Origin of the sequence: Streptomyces sp. CBMA156 (assembly GCF_014596515.1) — a bacterium.
GTDB lineage: Bacteria > Actinomycetota > Actinomycetes > Streptomycetales > Streptomycetaceae > Kitasatospora.
Map to the genome: position 1 here is coordinate 1 of NZ_MSJQ01000251.1, position 16,415 is coordinate 16,415.

Annotated in this window: 12 protein-coding genes; 8 read left to right on the forward strand and 4 right to left on the reverse strand. The window is 73.0% G+C overall.

What is annotated here, in order from left to right; translation table 11 throughout:
* Nucleotides 1-47: 47 nt before the first annotated feature.
* Nucleotides 48-1,031 (reverse strand): aldo/keto reductase, encoded by a 984-nt coding sequence (locus BU198_RS20880; protein ID WP_188298375.1) that lies wholly within the window; start codon nt 1,029-1,031, stop codon nt 48-50.
* Between the two features lie 200 nt (nt 1,032-1,231).
* On the opposite strand from BU198_RS20880, the gene BU198_RS20885 reads away from it, so the two are divergent.
* From BU198_RS20885 to dnaE, 5 genes are all read left to right on the forward strand, one after another.
* Nucleotides 1,232-1,594: a hypothetical protein gene (locus tag BU198_RS20885; RefSeq protein WP_188298376.1), complete on the forward strand. Its 363-nt coding sequence runs from the start codon at nt 1,232-1,234 to the stop codon at nt 1,592-1,594.
* A gap of 2 nt (nt 1,595-1,596) precedes the next feature.
* Nucleotides 1,597-2,160: a hypothetical protein gene (locus BU198_RS20890; protein WP_188298377.1), complete on the forward strand. Its 564-nt coding sequence runs from the start codon at nt 1,597-1,599 to the stop codon at nt 2,158-2,160.
* A gap of 41 nt (nt 2,161-2,201) precedes the next feature.
* A complete protein-coding gene (locus BU198_RS20895) occupies nt 2,202-3,137 on the forward strand; it encodes a transporter substrate-binding domain-containing protein (protein WP_188298378.1) in 936 nt (311 codons plus the stop codon).
* Between the two features lie 162 nt (nt 3,138-3,299).
* Nucleotides 3,300-4,637 carry a cryptochrome/photolyase family protein gene (locus BU198_RS20900; protein WP_188298379.1) on the forward strand — a complete coding sequence of 446 codons (1,338 nt, stop codon included), beginning with the start codon at nt 3,300-3,302 and terminating at the stop codon, nt 4,635-4,637.
* A 148-nt stretch (nt 4,638-4,785) separates the two neighbouring features.
* Entirely contained in the window at nt 4,786-8,340 is a 3,555-nt protein-coding gene (gene dnaE / locus BU198_RS20905) for a DNA polymerase III subunit alpha (RefSeq protein WP_188298380.1), read from the forward strand.
* 58 nt (nt 8,341-8,398) lie between these two features.
* Here dnaE and BU198_RS20910 read toward each other — a convergent pair whose 3' ends face one another.
* From BU198_RS20910 to BU198_RS20920, 3 genes are all read right to left on the reverse strand, one after another.
* A complete protein-coding gene (locus BU198_RS20910; RefSeq protein ID WP_188298381.1) occupies nt 8,399-9,730 on the reverse strand; it encodes a hypothetical protein in 1,332 nt (443 codons plus the stop codon).
* The gene (locus tag BU198_RS20915) at nt 9,727-11,274 is read right to left on the reverse strand and encodes an AMP-binding protein (protein ID WP_188298382.1); all 1,548 of its coding nucleotides are present in this window, start codon (nt 11,272-11,274) and stop codon (nt 9,727-9,729) included. Before BU198_RS20915 ends, BU198_RS20910 begins: the two co-directional genes overlap by 4 nt.
* Before the next feature lie 71 nt (nt 11,275-11,345).
* Nucleotides 11,346-12,299: a RimK family alpha-L-glutamate ligase gene (locus tag BU198_RS20920; protein WP_188298383.1), complete on the reverse strand. Its 954-nt coding sequence runs from the start codon at nt 12,297-12,299 to the stop codon at nt 11,346-11,348.
* Nucleotides 12,300-12,503: 204 nt separating this feature from the next.
* On the opposite strand from BU198_RS20920, the gene BU198_RS20925 reads away from it, so the two are divergent.
* The 3 genes from BU198_RS20925 to BU198_RS20935 all read left to right on the forward strand — a co-directional run bounded on the left by BU198_RS20925 (nt 12,504) and on the right by BU198_RS20935 (nt 16,403).
* Nucleotides 12,504-13,664 (forward strand): hypothetical protein, encoded by a 1,161-nt coding sequence (locus tag BU198_RS20925; RefSeq protein WP_188298384.1) that lies wholly within the window; start codon nt 12,504-12,506, stop codon nt 13,662-13,664.
* Nucleotides 13,665-13,784: 120 nt separating this feature from the next.
* Nucleotides 13,785-15,092 (forward strand): hypothetical protein, encoded by a 1,308-nt coding sequence (locus BU198_RS20930; protein WP_188298385.1) that lies wholly within the window; start codon nt 13,785-13,787, stop codon nt 15,090-15,092.
* 9 nt (nt 15,093-15,101) lie between these two features.
* A complete protein-coding gene (locus BU198_RS20935) occupies nt 15,102-16,403 on the forward strand; it encodes a hypothetical protein (RefSeq protein WP_188298386.1) in 1,302 nt (433 codons plus the stop codon).
* The last annotated feature ends 12 nt before the right edge of the window (nt 16,404-16,415 follow it).

Below are 16,415 nucleotides of genomic sequence, written 5' to 3' on the forward strand. Positions count from 1 at the left end.
ACGCGGACCGGCCCCGACGACGACCGACGTAGGGGCCGGCCGGAGGTTCACCAGCGGCCGTGCACCTGGGCCCGGATCCGCCGGTCGTACAGCTCGCGCACGGCGGCCAGGGTGGCCGACGGCAGCGGCGCCAGGTCGGCGGCGGCCGAGTTGGCCCGGGCCTGCGCCACGTTGCGGGCGCCGGGGATCACCGTCGTCACCCCGGGCTGCTGGGTGACCCAGCGCAGCGCCGTCTGGGCCGCGCTCGCCCCCTCGGGCGCGAGCGCGGCGAACTCCGCCGCCGCCTCGACGCCGGTCGCGAAGTCCACCCCGGAGAAGGTCTCCCCCTGGTCGAAGGACTCGCCGTGGCGGTTGAAGGTGCGGTGGTCGTCCGGGCCGAAGACGGTGTTTTCGCGGTAGCGGCCCGACAGCAGCCCCGAGGCCAGCGGCACCCGCGCGAGGATGCCCACGCCGGCCGCCTCGGCGGCGGGCAGCACCTGCTCCAGCGGCTTGAGCCGGAACGCGTTCAGGATGATCTGGACGCTGGCGACGCCCGGGCGCGCGATCGCGGTCAGTGCCTCGGCGCAGGTCTCCACGCTCACCCCGTAGGCGGCGATGCGCTCCTCCGCCACCAGGGTGTCCAGCGCGTCGAACACCTCGTCCGAGGAGTAGACCGGCGTCGGCGGGCAGTGCAGCTGCACCAGGTCGAGCCGCTCCACTCCCAGGTTGTCCCGTGAACGGTCGGCCCAGGCCCGGAAGTTGGCGAGGTCGTAGTGCTCGGGCCGCTGCTCGACCCGGCGGCCGAACTTGGTGGCGACGAACACCCCCGCGTCCGGGCGCTCCTTCAGGAAGCGGCCGATCAGCCGCTCGCTGCGGCCGTCGCCGTAGACGTCGGCGGTGTCGAAGAGGGTGACGCCGGCCTCCACCGAGGCCTCCAGCACCGCGAGGGCGTCCTCCTCCCGGACGTCCCCCCAGCCCGCTCCGAGCTGCCAGGTGCCGAGTCCGACCATCGATACGGGGCGGCCGGTACGGCCGAGTACGCGCTGTTCCATGAGGCGAGCCTCTCACGCGGCAGCCCACCGCTCCACGGGCGCGTCCTCGCGCCGACGGCTCTGACCTGCGGAACCGTCCGGCCTCCGGCTCCCGGACAAGCGCCCCCAGCAAGCTGCGAGCGCTCCGTCACTACCCCCTCCGAGGGCGCACCCCTTGCCGTATGATGTGCCAACATCACGCAATTCACGGGGAGTTGACGATGGACGACGTGATCACGACGGGGCTGAGTGCGCTGGTCACCCTGATGGTGAACGCCGGATGGAGCACCATCAGGGACAGGGTCCGGGGAATCCTGTCGAGGCACCGGGCGGTGGAGCAGGTCGAGGAGGACACCGAACTGGAACAGCTCCGCGAGTCCCTCCGGCTGCCCGGCGGCGAGGAGGGCTTCTCCGACCAGGACCGGCAGCGGGTCCTCGGGCTCTGGCGGATCGGCGATGCGGCCCCGGACCTCCAGGAGCTGGCCGCCCAGCTCTCGGCGGGCCCGCTCAACAGCACCTCCATCGTCAACAACGGAAAGATGGTCAACCACAGTGGGAGCGGTGACCAGCACATCACGTTCTGACCATGGCTGAGAACCCTTCCCCGGAGACCGGGGGAACCGCTCCCGGGGCGGCCCGCGCCACCAACGACACCACCCTCTTCAACACCGGCCACGTGGCCAGCCACAGCGGCAGCGGGAACCAGACCGTCCTGCTGGTTCCGCCTCGGTCGAAGTCACGGATGAGGGTGGCGGCGCCGGTGGTACTCGTCCTGCTGGTGGCCCTGGCCGTCGCCGCACTGTCCTACGACTGGAACGACCCGGAAGGCCCGCCGGTGATCCGGGACTTCCGGAACCACCTGGGCATGAGCCCGGGCGGTGACCCCGCGCTGATCACCCTGGAGGTCCCGTCCACCCGCACGCGGGTGACCCTGTCACTCGACGTGCACGACGCCACGTCCGCCTCCAACTGCGTGCCCGGAACCCGGCTCAGGGCGAACGGCTCCCTGGGGAACCAGCTGGAGGTACGCAAGGCCGCCTCGGGCTTCACCGTCAGCCTCCCGCCTGCCTCGGGGACGGTCACGGTGACGGTGGCCGTCGAGAACGAGGACCGTGGTTGCAGCCTGAACCTCTCCGCCAAGGTCGCCTGAGACCTCGGCGGTCCGTCCGGTCCGACCGAACTGGGGGACGCATGCGCACACTCGTCAACGGCACCGGACGGCGGATCGGGCTGTCCGTGCTGACCGCGGCCGCCGTCCTGAGCGGGTGCGGCGGCGGAGGCGGAGGCGGGACCGTTCCTCCGCAGCCCGTTCTTCCGCCGCCCGGGCCCACGGCATCGACCACCCAGCCGGCCTGGCTCGGCGAACACGTGAACATCGGGGTGAAGAACGACCAGCCCGGTCTCAACCTGAAGACGGCGTACTCCAGCTCCGGATTCGATCTCGACCTGGCGAAGTACCTGGCCGAGAAGATGGGCTTCAAGCCGAACTTCATCGACATCCCCTCGAACGAGCGGGAGTCCAAGCTGACCAGCGGGGCGGTCCAGCTCGTCATCGCCTCCTACTCGATGACGCCCGACCGGCAGGCTCTGGTCGACTTCGCCGGCCCCTACCTGAAGACCCGGCAGACCCTGCTCGTACGGTCCGACGACAACAGGATCACCGTTCCCGGCGACGTGGCGAAGAAGCACATCTGCACCGTGACGGGCAGCACCTCCGCCGCCGGCGTGCCCTCGCCGTCGGGCCCGACCCCGGCCGGACTCATCCCCAGCTCCCTCTACTTCCACACGGACTTCGCCACCTGCGTGCAGGACCTCCTGGAGAAGCGGGCGGACGCCGTCTACACCGACGCCACGATCCTCTACGGCTTCACCCAGCTGTACCCGGGGAAGATGAAGGTCCTGCCCCTCACCTTCGGCTCGCTCAACTACTACGGAGTCGGGATCCAGGCCGGCCATCAGGACACCTGCCGCACCATCATGGGACACGTCAGGGAGTTCCTCAGGGAGAAGTGGGTGCAGCACTTCCGGGACAACCTGCCCAGCATCGTCGCCGCCGATCCGGTCTTCACCAACGACTACCAGCCCGACAGCGAGTCCGACGTGGACCGGTACTCCCACTGCACCTGAGCCCCGGACCACGGACCCGGACCACGGACCCGGCACCGCGGACCCGGCACCGCGGCCGGCCGGCGGCCGTCGGCCATTCGGACCAATCCACCTCGCAGGCGGCTCCGAACCCGGGTAGGAGCATCCGACCACCCCGACGGCACCACCTGCGAGGCACCACCCGTGACCGTATCGATCGCCCTGTTCACCCAGGACCTGCGGCTGCACGACAACCCCGTGCTGCACGCCGCCAGGGCCGCGGCCGACCGGGTCGTCCCGCTGTTCGTCCTGGATCCGGCCGTCGAGGACGCCGGGTTCGCCGCGCCCAACCGGCAGGCGTTCCTGGCCGACTGCCTCGCCGACCTGGACGCCTCGCTGCGCCGGATCGGCTCCCGGCTGACCGTGCGCCGCGGCGAGCCCGCCGAGCAGACGGCCCGGGTCGCCGCCGAGGCCACCGGCACCGAGGCCGGTGGCGCCGCCACCGTGCACGTCGCGGCGGGCGTCAGCGGCTTCGCCCAGCGGCGGGAGGCACGGCTGCGGGCGCTGTTCGGCGACCGGCTGCACGTCCACGACGCCTCGGTGACCGTGGTCCCGGCGGGCCGGATCACCCCGGCCGGCCGGGACCACTACGCGGTCTTCACCCCGTACCACCGCGCCTGGCAGCAGGCGCCCCGCCGCACGGTGCTGCGCGCGCCCCGGACGCTCGACACCCCGGGCGGCCTCGGCAGCGAGAACCTGGTCCTCACCGGGCCGCTCTCGCCCGCGCTGCCGCCCGGCGGCGAGACCGCGGCCAGGGCGCGGTGGCGGCGCTGGGACGTCGACGCGTACGCCGAGGTGCACGACGACCTCGCCGCCGACGCGACCTCCCGGCTCTCCCCGTACCTGCACTTCGGCTGCCTGTCCCCCACCGAACTCGTCGAGCGCGCCCTGCGGCACGACGGCGAGGGGGCCCAGGCCTTCGTCCGGCAGCTCGCCTGGCGTGATTTCCACCACCAGGTCCTCGCCGCCCGCCCGGACGCCGCGCACCGCGACTACCGGTCCCGGGACGACCACTGGCACCGGGACGAGCGCGAGGCCGAGGCCTGGCGGCGGGGCCGCACCGGCTACCCGATCGTCGACGCCGGGATGCGCCAGCTCGCCGAGGAGGGCTGGATGCACAACCGGGCCCGCCTGCTGACCGCGGGCTTCCTCGCGAAGAACCTGTACCTGGACTGGCGGATCGGGGCCGCCCACTTCCTGTCGCTCCTGGTCGACGGCGACGTCGCGGACAACCAGCTCAACTGGCAGTGGGTCGCGGGCACCGGCACCGACACCCGCCCCAACCGGGTGCTCAACCCGCTGCGCCAGGCCGACCGCTACGACCCGGAGGGGGCGTACGTACGCCGCTGGGTGCCCGAACTCGCCCACCTGCCGGGGCGCGCCGTGCACCGCCCCTGGCAGCTCGCCCCCGGCTACCCGGCCCCGCTGATCCCCCCGGACGCCCTCACCGACCGCTTCCGCCACGCCCGCGGCCTCGACTGAGCCCGGCCACCGCGGGCGTGCGCCCACGCGTTCGCCTTTACCAGACCTCACGGCCGGGGGGTCGCCTCCCCCGGCCCGGCGTGTCGTTCACTCGGACCGACTAGCGTTGGACCCTTCCCCGAACGAGTCCCGCGAGGAGCACAGCACCGTGTCCGACAGCTTCGCCCACCTGCACGTCCACACCGAGTACTCGATGCTCGACGGGGCCGCCAAGAACGGGAAGCTGTTCGCCGAGGCGGAGAGACAGGGCATGCCCGCCATCGCGATGAGCGACCACGGCAACATGTTCGGTGCCTACGAGTTCTTCCACGCCGCCGCCAAGACCTCGGTGAAGCCGATCATCGGCATCGAGGCGTACGTGGCACCGGCCTCGCGCTTCCTGAAGAAGCAGGTGTTCTGGTCGCCGGGCGGACAGCGCCCCACCGGCGCCGACGGCGAGGGCGGCAAGGACGTCTCCGGCGGCGGCCGCTACACCCACATGACCATGTGGGCACAGAACGCGACCGGCCTGCGGAACCTCTTCCGGCTCTCCTCGACCGCGTCGATGGAGGGCTACTACATGAAGCCCCGGATGGACCGCGAGCTGATCGCCGCGAACGCAGCCGGCATCATCGCCACCACCGGCTGCCCGTCGGGCGAGGTGCAGACCCGGCTGCGGCTGGGGCAGTACGAGGAGGCGGTCAAGGCCGCCGGTGCCTACCAGGACATCTTCGGCAAGGAGAACTACTTCCTAGAGCTGATGGACCACGGCCTGGACATCGAGCGCCAGGTCCGCGAGGACCTGCTGCGGCTGGCGAAGCAGCTGGACATCCCGCTGCTGGCCACCAACGACTCGCACTACGTGACCGCCGACCAGGCCGACGCCCACGACAGCCTGCTCTGCGTCGGCGTGGGCAAGAACAAGGACGACCCGAAGCGGTTCAAGTTCCAGGGCACCGGCTACTACGTCAAGACCTCCGAGGAGATGCGCGAGCTCTTCCGCGAGCTGCCGGAGGCCTGCGACAACACGCTGGCGATCGCCGAGCGGGTCGAGTCGTACGAGGAGGTCTTCACCTACGTCGACCGGATGCCGCAGTTCGACGTGCCCGAGGGCGAGACCCAGGCCTCGTTCCTGCGCAAGAAGATCGAGATCGGCCTGAAGCACCGCTACGGGGACAGCCCCGGCCAGGACGTGCTGGACCGGATCGAGCTGGAGATGGGCGTGATCACCCCGATGGGGTTCGACGCCTACTTCCTCGTGGTCGCCGACATCTGCCAGTACGGCCGGGACAACGGCATCCCGGTCGGCCCCGGCCGCGGTTCGGCGGCCGGCTCGATGGTCGCCTACCTGACCGGGATCACCCAGCTGGATCCGCTGGAGCACGACCTGCTGTTCGAGCGGTTCCTCAACCCCGAGCGCATCAACCCCCCGGACGTCGACATCGACTTCGACGACCGCCAGCGCGACCAGATGGTCCGCTACGTGACCGAGAAGTACGGTGCCGCCTACACCGCGCAGGTCAACACCTTCGGCACGATCAAGGCCAAGGCCGCCGTCAAGGACGCCAACCGCATCCTCGGCTACCCGTTCGCGATGGGCGACCGGATCACCAAGGCGATGCCGCCGGACGTCATGGGCAAGGGCGTGCCGCTGGCCGACCTGTTCGACGAGAAGCACCCCCGCTACAACGAGGGCACCGAGATCCGGGCGCTGTACGACAACGAGCCGGACGTCAAGAAGATCATCGACACCGGGCGGGGCATCGAGGGCCTGATCCGCGGCACCGGCGTGCACGCCGCCGCCGTCATCCTCTCCTCGACCCCGCTGCTCGACCTCATCCCGCTGCACATGCGGGACAAGGACGGCGTGATCATCACCGGCTTCGACTACCCGTCGTGCGAAGCCATGGGCCTGATCAAGATGGACTTCCTGGGCCTGCGGAACCTGGGCATCATCGATCACTGCATCAAGATCGTCAAAGCCAACCGGGGCGTGGACGTCGACATCGAGAAGATCCCCCTCGACGACCCCACCACCTACCAGCTGCTCGCCCGCGGCGACACCCTCGGCGTCTTCCAGCTCGACGGCGGCCCCATGCGCGCCCTGCTGCGGCTGATGAAGCCGACCGAGTTCGCCGACATCTCCGCCGTCTCCGCGCTGTACCGGCCCGGCCCGATGGGCATGAACTCCCACACCAACTACGCGCTGCGCAAGAACAACCAGCAGGAGATCATCCCGATCCACCCCGAGCTGGAGGCCCCGCTCGCCGACGTCCTCGGCCCCACCTACGGCCTCATCGTCTACCAGGAGCAGGTCCAGCGAGCCGCCCAGGTGCTGGCCGGCTACAGCCTCGGACAGGCAGACCTGCTGCGCCGCGCGATGGGCAAGAAGAAGAAGGAGGTCCTGGAGAAGGAGTTCGTCCCCTTCCACGCGGGCTGCCAGGAGCGCGGCTACTCGGACGAGGCCATCCAGGCGGTCTGGGACGTCCTGGTGCCCTTCGCCGGCTACGCCTTCAACAAGTCGCACTCCGCCGCGTACGGCCTGGTCTCCTACCAGACCGCCTACCTCAAGGCCAACTACCCGGCCGAGTACATGGCCGCGCTGCTCACCTCGGTCGCCGACGACAAGGACAAGATGGCGGTCTACCTGGCCGAGTGCCGCCAGATGGGCATCCGCATCCTCTCCCCGGACGTCAACGAGTCGGTGGTCGACTTCACCGCCGTCGGCAGCGACGTCCGCTTCGGCCTCAAGGCCGTCCGCAACGTCGGCGTGCCCGTCATCGAGTCCCTGGTGCGCACCCGCGCGGAGAAGGGCAAGTACACCTCCTTCCCGGACTTCCTGGACAAGGTCGAGCTGGTGGTCTGCAACAAGCGCACCGTCGACTCCCTGGTCAAGGCGGGCGCCTTCGACTCGCTCGGCCACACCCGGCTGTCCCTGAGCACCGTGCACGAGACCGCGATCGACGCCGTGACGGGCGTCAAGAAGCAGCAGGCGATCGGCCAGGACGACCTCTTCGGCGCCCTCGACGGCGACTCCGGCGGACCGGCCATCGGCCTGGACTTCGAGCTGACCGACCGGGAGTGGCCGCGTCGCCAACTGCTGAGCCTCGAACGGGAGATGCTCGGCCTCTACGTCTCCAGCCACCCGCTCGACGGCGCCGAGCACATCCTCTCCCGCAACCGCGACAGCTCCATCGCCGAACTCCTCGGCTCCGGCCGCACCGAGGGGGAGGTCCGGCTGGCCGGCCTGATCACCGCCGTCGACCGCCGGATCAACAAGGCCGGGAACGCCTGGGCGATCATCACCCTCGCCGACCGCGACGGCTCGGTCGAGGTGCTGTTCTTCCCCGCCACCTACAACCTCATGGCCGACCAGATGATCGAGGACAACGTCATCACGGCCCGGGGCCGGCTCAACGAGCGCGACGGATCGCTGAGCATCTTCGGCCAGGAGATCACGACCCTGGACATGTCCTCCGCCGAACTCGGCACCAAGCCCCCCGTCCAGATCACCGTCCCCGCCGCCCGGATCACCCCGGGCATCGTCAGCGAGCTGAAGCTCGCCCTGGAGGCCCACCCCGGCGACGTCCCGGTGCGCCTGCTCACCACCAACTGGGACAAGGACACCCTCTACGAGCTGGGGTTCCTGGTGAACCCCGACAACGGCCTCGCCTCCGACGTCAAGACCCTCCTCGGCACCCATGCCTGGGCGGGAACCGCGTAGCGGCCGGGCCGGCGGCCACCGGGTGCCTCGGCGCCGCGGGCTCAGAAGTACAGCGGGCTCAGAAGTACAGCGGGTGCAGGCTGCCCGAGCCCGCGACGCTGAGGCGCTCCTCGTGGCCGGTGCGGACGAACGCGGCGGCGAGGCGGCCGTCCACCGCGCCGAGGGCCAGGTCGTGCCGGGGGGCCGGTCCGTCCGGGGTGGTGCGCAGCCGCGGGCTGGGCAGGTACTCCTGGACGAGCCAGCCCTCGGCGCCGGCACGTTCGACCGCCTCCTGCCACTGCGCGTCGCCGGTCGCCGGCCCGATGACCACGCCGCGGCCCCGGGTGTCCAGCGGGCGTTTGAGCACGTGGTGCTCGCGGTCGCGGGCGATCCGGCGCACGGTGGCGTCGTCACAGCGGGCGAGGTTGCGCGACCACGGGACGGCCGAGTGCACCCGCCGGTAGTCGGCCGGGTCGAACAGGTCGGCGAAGGCGGGGTCGGACAGCACGGCGAGGCACAGCTTGTTGTCGCCCACCAGCCGGCCGCGCAGGCCGTTCTGGACGAACAGCGTGCCCTCGCGCACCGCCCGCAGGTACGGGCCGACCTCGCCGCTCAGCCGCGCCAGGTCCTGCATGCCGATCTTGGCGTAGGCGCAGCGCACCGTCTCGCCGCGCAGCACGGCGGCGCCGCCCGGGCCGGTGCGCAGCTCGCGCGGGTCGGCGTGCAGGGCGCGGACGCCCAGCGCGGTGAGCGCGTCGCCATACGCCAGGACGTCGTTGCGGTTGGCGCCTTCGGGGCAGAGCACGGCGACGGTGTCCGGGCGGCGTCCGGTGTGCCGTTCGGCGGTGTCGGTGAGCCATCGGCCCAGCCAGTCGGCGGTCTCCGAGGGCAGTGGCGCGGGCAGGCCGACCCCGTGCCGGGTGAGCAGGGGCCGCCAGGCGGACCGGCCGCAGCCGCTGGCGTACAGGCCGCTGGGGCAGTTGGCGTTGGTCTCCAGCACCCGCAGCGTCCCGTCGGGCTGCGGCAGCAGGTCGAGGCGCAACAGGTGCACCCGGCTGTCGCGGGCCGCCTCGGCCTCGGCGCGCAGCGGTTCGGGCAGGGTGAGCACGTCGCGCAGCCGTGGGTCTCGCCCGTAGCCGGTGACGATCGTCTCGATCAGGCGGTGGTAGGCGGCCACCAGGGCCGCCAGCTCCGCGCGCAGGCCGGGGCGCAGCCGCAGCGGGAGGCCCAGGCGGCGCGCCTGCTGGGTGCGGCCGTCGTTGAGGACCACCGAGTCGGCCAGCTCGCGGGCCTCGGCGGTGCCGGCCAGCGCCGCGACCCGGGCGGTGAACGCCGCGTCCAGCCCGGGCCACGGGTAGCCGTCCGGCCCGTCGGCGGGCTGGCGCCCGTGATCCGGTCGTCGGATCGTCATGTGCCGCTCTCCTCCGCTCGGCCGCGCTCCTCGGCCCGGCGGCGCAGGAGCTTCTTGTCGGGCTTGCCGGCCCCGGTCAGCGGGAGTGCCGTGGCGAAGGTGATCCGGGCCGGGACGTGGGTGGCGCCGAGCGTGCGCCGCACGGCTTCGCGCAGCGGCCCCTCGTCGACGGCCACCCGGCCGGGCTCGGGGACGACCACGGCGTGCACCCGCTCCGTCCCGTCGGCGTCCAGGGCCCCGTAGACGGCGCTCTGCCGCACACCGGGGCAGGAGTCCAGCACGTCCTCCACCTCGGTGGTGTACACGTGCGCGCCGGTCACCGGGACCATGTCCTTGAGCCGGTCGACGACGGTGAGGTAGCCGTCGCGGTCCAGGCGGCCGAGGTCGCCGGTGCGCAGCCAGCCGCCACGCAGGACCTCGGCGGTCAGCGCGGGCTGCTTCCAGTAGCCGCGCATGACCCGGTCCGAGCGGACCCAGATCTCGCCGGCCCCGCCGACGGGCAGGTCGCGGCCGGCCTCGTCGCGGATCGCCACCTCGACGCCGGGCAGCGGCCGGCCCGCGGAGCCCAGCCGTTCCGGGTACCGGACGTCGTGGTCCGCGGCGTCCAGCTGGCTGATGCTGCCGGCCTCCGTCTGCCCGTAGATCTGGTAGAGCACGGGGCCCAGCCGGCGGACGGCTTCGGCCAGCCTGGCGGGGGACGCCCGGCAGGCGCCGTAGGGCAGGCTGGTGAGACTGGTGAGGTCGCGCCGCCCGAGGTCGGGGTGGTCGAGCAGCGAGTGGAGCAGCGGCGGCAGCAGGTACAGCCGGGTGATCCGCTCGCGTTCGACCGCCGCCAGCACCTCGCCGGGCTCGAAGCCGTCGTGCAGCACGACGGTGCCGCCGGCGGCGAGTGTCCGGTCGGCGAGCCGGCCGGGCCCGTGCGCGATCGGGGTGCACACCAGGAGCCGGTGGGCCGGTCCGGCCGCCCGCCGCCAGGCGCCGGCCTGCGCGTAGCTGACGCAGACGCCCTTGGGCGGTCCTGTGGTGCCGCCGGTGGGGCGGATCAGGCAGACGTCCTGCGGCCTGGCGATGCTCGGGACGGGCTCCGCCGGCTCCCGGGAGGCCGCCGCGAGCAGGTCCTCGCCGGCCTCGGCCGGGCCGAGGGTGACCAGGTCGGCCACCCCGGCCGTCGCGGCCAGGGCGGCGGCGCCCGCCGCGGACCGGGGGTCGGCGACCAGCACGTGGGTCTCGGCGTCGCGGACCAGCGCCGCGCGCATCCTGACCGGTGCGTCGCCGTGGAACTGGACGACGCGGCAGCCGAGCAGGTGGGCCGCGTAGCGGGCGGCGATGGTCTCCGGCAGGTTGCCCGCCAGCAGGGTGACGGTCCGTCCCGGCCCCACCCCGCGCGCCCGCAGCGCCCGGGCGGTGCGCAGCGCGAGGTCGCGCAGCTCGCCCGCCGTCACGCGCCGGGCACCGTACACGACGGCCTCCCGGCCGGGGTCGCGCCCCAGCAGGTCGAGGACGGTCTCCGCGTGGCTGCGAAAGCCCCGCACCGCGTGCGTCATACCTGCTCCGCCTTCCGCCGACGACCGCGCCCGACCCACCACTGATCACTCTCCGCGACAAATGTGCCACACTACGGCACGGCGGGGCCGGGCGTCGCCAGTCGCTCGCAGAGCAGGTCGACGTACGCGCGGGTGATCCCCTCGGGCGTCCGGTCGTGTTCGGTCCGGTTCACCGACGCCCAGTACGAGATGCTCGGGTTCACCTCGATGAGCACGGGCCCGTCCGGCCCCTCCAGCAGGTCCAGCGAGGCGACGTCGAACCCCAGCACGGCCACCGCGCGGAGCGCCAACTCCTCGACCCTTGGGTCGAGTTCGGCGCGCTCCCAGCGGAACGGGTAGAGCGGGTGGTGGGTGTCGCCGTCCGGCGCGGTGCTCGCGTGGTAGTAGCACGCCGCCACCCGCCCGCCGATGACCAGCACCCGCAGGTCTCGCCCCGGGTTGGCGACGAACTGCTGGACGCACAGCATTTCGTGACGGTCCAGCAGATGCCAGACCAGCATGCCCGACCGCTCGCCGAGCCCGCCCCGCTCCTTCGCGCGGAGCCGGACGACGTCGAGCGACGCGTGGCCGTAACTCGGCTTGACCACCACGTCCTGCCACGCGCCGACGCAGGCGTCGACCTGCGCCACGCTGCGCGCCGCCCGGGTCGGCGGCACCGGCAGGCCGGCCGCGCCGAGTGCGGCCACCTGCCGGAGCTTGTTCCGGTACGCGGTCAGGCTCGCCAGCGAGTTCACCAGGCGCGCGCCCGCGTCCTCCAGCAGCCCGAGCGCGGACTGGAGGCCCGCCAGGCCGGCCGCCGGCTGCCGGGTGAAGACCCGCGATCCGATGACGGCCAGCCGCGGCACCTCGAAGTCGCCGTTCGCCCGCAGCGCGCCCGGCGGCGCGCAACTGGGCGTCAGGCCCTCCCAGTCCACCACCTCCGCCCGCAGCCCGCGCCCGCCGAGCTCCTCGCAGAGCGTCCGCATCTCCGCGTTGCCCTCACCCCGGCCGACGATCCACACGTCCGCGACAGCCGTCCCACCCATGGCACACTCCTCACCGCTCCACCCCCGCCGGGCCCGTCGACTCCCCCAACGCCCCTGCGCCGCCCGGGGTTACGGCTCCGCCCGTGCACGCTCCTCCACGGGCACCCCGCACACCACGACTCCCTTGAGGTGGCACTGACAACCTGCTGGCGCTGGCCTATCGTGCTTCACAGCCGTACGAACCGAGCCCGGAGGTGGTGCACCGTGCTGAACGATCGTTTGCGGACTGGGGCGCTGGAGGTGGCGGAGCGCTGCGCGACGCCGTTCTACCTGTTCGACCTGGAGGAACTCGACGCCGACTACCGGGAGATGGGACGGATCTGGCGGCAGGAGTTCCCGCATCTGACGGTGGCGTACTCCTACAAGACCAATCCACTGGCGGCCGTGACCCAGCGGCTGGCGGCCCTGGGCGGGACGGCGGAGGTGGTGTCGGGGGCCGAACTCTCCCTGGCGCTGGCGGACGGCTTCGCACCCGGGCGGATCGTCTTCGACGGGCCGGTGAAGAGCCCGGCCGACCTGGCCCAGGCGGGCCGGCTCGGCGTGCCGGTGCAGGTCGACTCACTGACCGAGCTGAGCGACCTGCTCGCGCTGCCCGGCGAGCACCCGCCGGTCGGGCTGCGGCTGTCCACCCGGGGCGCCGGCGGCGAGTGGTCGCGGTTCGGGCTGCTGCCGGACGAGGTGGTACGGGCGCGGGAGTTGCTGGGCCGGGCCGGCCAGCCGGTGTGGGGAGTGCACGCCGGGGTCACCACACTGTCGGACCCCGAGGCGTACCGCGACGCACTGGTGTCCTGGGCGGAGGTCATCCGGGACCTGGCGAAGGCCGCCGAGGGCCGGCTGACGGTGGACGTCGGCGGCGGCTTCCCGCCCCGCGGCATCCCCGGCCGCGGATGGGAGGTGTACGCGGCCGCCGTCGCGGCCGGGTGCCGCGAGGCCGGGCTGAGCCCGGAGGAAGTGGACCTGCTGATCGAGCCGGGTCGCTCCCTGGTGGAGCGACACGGCGCGCTGGTCTGCCGGGTGGCGGTCCGCAAGTCCCGCGACGACCGCGAACTCCTGGTGCTGGACGGGGGGACGAACCTGGCCCGCACCGTGAAGAGCCGGGCGCACCCGATCGAGTTCCCCGCCGCGCCGGGCGACCTCGGCGGACGGTACCGGCTGCTCGGCGCCAACTGCTACGAGGCCGACGTGTTCGCGGACGAGGTCGCGGGGCCGGCCGGCGCGGCGCCCGGGGACGTGGTGGTGATCGGCGGCGCCGGCGGCTACGACCAGCCGTTCGCCCACCTGTGGGTGCGGCAGCGGCCGCCCGTCCACGCGCTGGACGGCGACGGCTGGACGGTCGTACGGGAGCGGGGCGACACCATCCGGTAGCCGGCGCCGCACGGCCTCTTGAAGTCGAGTAGCCGAGTCACTACTCTCGGTTCGCCGTCCGGGCTCTCGACCAGATGAGGACGTGACCGTTCCCATGGATGACGCAGATGGCTGACACACATGGCTGACGGCCTCGGGGCCGCCGACGGCGAGTGCTGGTCAGGGCTGGACGAGGAGTTCACCCGGCAGGTCGCGGCGGTCGGCGGGACGGCGGAGGCGCGGACGCTGGCCGGGTCGCACACCGTGGGCGACCCGGCCGCCGGAAAGGCACGGCCGCTGGGGCTTCCGCTGCGGCTGCGGCCGGGCCTGCGCGAGGAGTTGGAGGCTCTCGCCGCCGCCTGCGCCCGCATGATCGAGGTCATCGCGGCGGCCTGGGAGGACGATCCGCGGCTGCGACAGGTCATCACCCTCCCGGAGTCGCTGCGCGCCCAGGTGGCCGCCGCCCGCGACACCCGGGTGCACGTGCTGCGGCTCGACCTGCTGCCCCAACCCGACGGCCGGTGGGGCGTGTTGGAGACCAACGCCAACGGTCCGGGCGGACTGGCCGTGGCCGGCCGGGCCCGGGCCGCCTGGCGGCCGCTGCTCACCCGGCACGGGATCGGCCTGCCCCGGCCGCTGCCCGCCGACGACGCCGCCTGGACCGGCCGGTGGCTGGTCGGCCTCGTCGAACGGGAGACCGGCCGCCGGCCGGACACCATGGCGCTGCTGTACCCGTACCGCGCCGACCGCAACTCCGTCCTGTCCTACCAGGACGGCCTGCGCGCGCTCGGGGTCCGCGTCCTGCACGCCGACCCCCGCACGCTGCGCACCGGCCCGGACGGCGGCGCCACCCTGGACGGCGAGCCCGTCCGGCACGCCTACGCCAAGATCCGCCTGCGCGACCTCCAACAGCTGGCCGGCGACCTGGGCCCGTACCTGCGGGCCCTGCGCGAGCGCACCCTGTTCGTCCAGAACGGCCTGCGCACCCGGCTCATCGGCGACAACAAGCTCTGCCTCGCCGTCCTCTCCGACCCCCGCTTCGCGGACCTCTTCGACCCGGCCGACCACCGGCTCGTCCACCGGGCCGTCCCGTGGTCGCGCAACCTCGCCCTGTGCGACGGCCCGACCGTCCGCCGGGTCGCCCTCGACCGCGGGCACCACGTCCTCAAGAGCCCGCTGGACACCGGCGGCCGCGGCGTCGTCGTCGGCCTGGAGACCGGCGACGCCGCCTGGGCCGAGGCCGTCGCCCGCGCGGTCGCCGAGGGCTGGCTGGTCCAGGAGTACCTCCCCAGCCCCCGGCTGCGCGACGGCTCCGACGGATCTCCCGCCCACTACGACCTGGCCGTCGGCGCCGCCGACGGCCGGCTGGTCTCCGCCTTCGCCCGCACCGGCCACGAGGCGCGGCTCAACGTCTCCCGCTCCGGCCGCCTCCACCCGCTCTACCTCTGAGGAGCCGCCGTGGACGACCTCCCGCTCATCGACCCGGACCGCGACCTCGCCGCCGTCCCGGGCGCGGCTCCGCACCCGCTGCACGCCGCGCTGCTGAAAGCCCATGACGAGGTCCGCCGGGGAGCGGAGGAGGAGATCGCCCGGCCGGCCGCCTCGTCGTCCGTGCCCTTCCCGGTACTGCCGGCCGTCGGTGTGCTGCATCCGGCGGCCGAACCGCTCCTGCGCCGGCGCGTCCTCACCGCCGTGGACTGCCTCCAGCGGATCGTGCGGGCCTATCCCGGGAACCCCGCCCTGCAAGGATTCCTGGACGTGCCGCCTGTCCTGCACCGCTGGATCCTGCGTCACCCGCACCCGGAGTCCCTGACCGTCGACTTCTGTCGGCTGGACCTGTTCGGGGACCGGCTGGGCACCGTACGGATCCTGGAGTTCAACGCCAGCAGCCCCGGCGGCGTGATCGGAGCCGGCACCGTCGCCCGGCTCTGGCGCCGGACGCCCGCGATCGGCGCGCTCCTCGACCAGTGGCGGGTTCCGGTCGCCCGCTTCGAGGACGAGAACTGGTTCGCCGCCTGGCTGGTCGCCCACGGCCACGCCCGAGGCCTGACCGAGGAACAGACTCGGCACATCGGCCTCTTCCACACCGCGGGCAAGGACCGCGACCGGTACCGAATCGCCGCGCAGTGTCGGCGCAACGGCCGGACGACGGCCATGCGCCTCCCGTCCGACTACTCCCCCGCGGACGGTGCGCGGCTGGGCTACCTCAAATTCGTCCCGGCCGACCCGCGTCCCGTCCACCACTGGGAACGCTTCTGCGCGGCGGTGACTGACGGCACATTGGTCATCCCCAACGTCCTCGCCGAACGCTGGGTGGCGGAGAACAAGCTCTGTCTGGCCGTCATGTCCGACCCCCGTTTCGAAGGCCTGTTCCCGCCCCCAGAGCGCGCGACCCTGCGGACCATCGTGCCCTGGAGCCGCAAACTCGGCGACGGCATCACCGTCGCGCAGGCCGTTGCAGAACGGACCCGTCTGGTCCTCAAGGCCCCCTACGGGTACTTCGGCAGCAGCGTGCGGATCGGGTGTGAGCACGGCCCGGAGGAATGGGCTGAGCTCGTGGGAGCGCCGCGCCATCGGGGCTGGCTCGTCCAGGAACGCGTCGCCCCCGCCACCGTCGGCGCCCTCAGCCGGGATCTGTGCGTCGCCGTCCTGGACCACACCGTCCTCGGCTACGCGAGCCGGGCCAGCCGCAGCAGCGTCGTCAACGTCCGCCGGGAGGGCAGGTGGCAGACGGTCCTCAGCTCACTCCCCGCCACCTGACGCCTCGGGGGA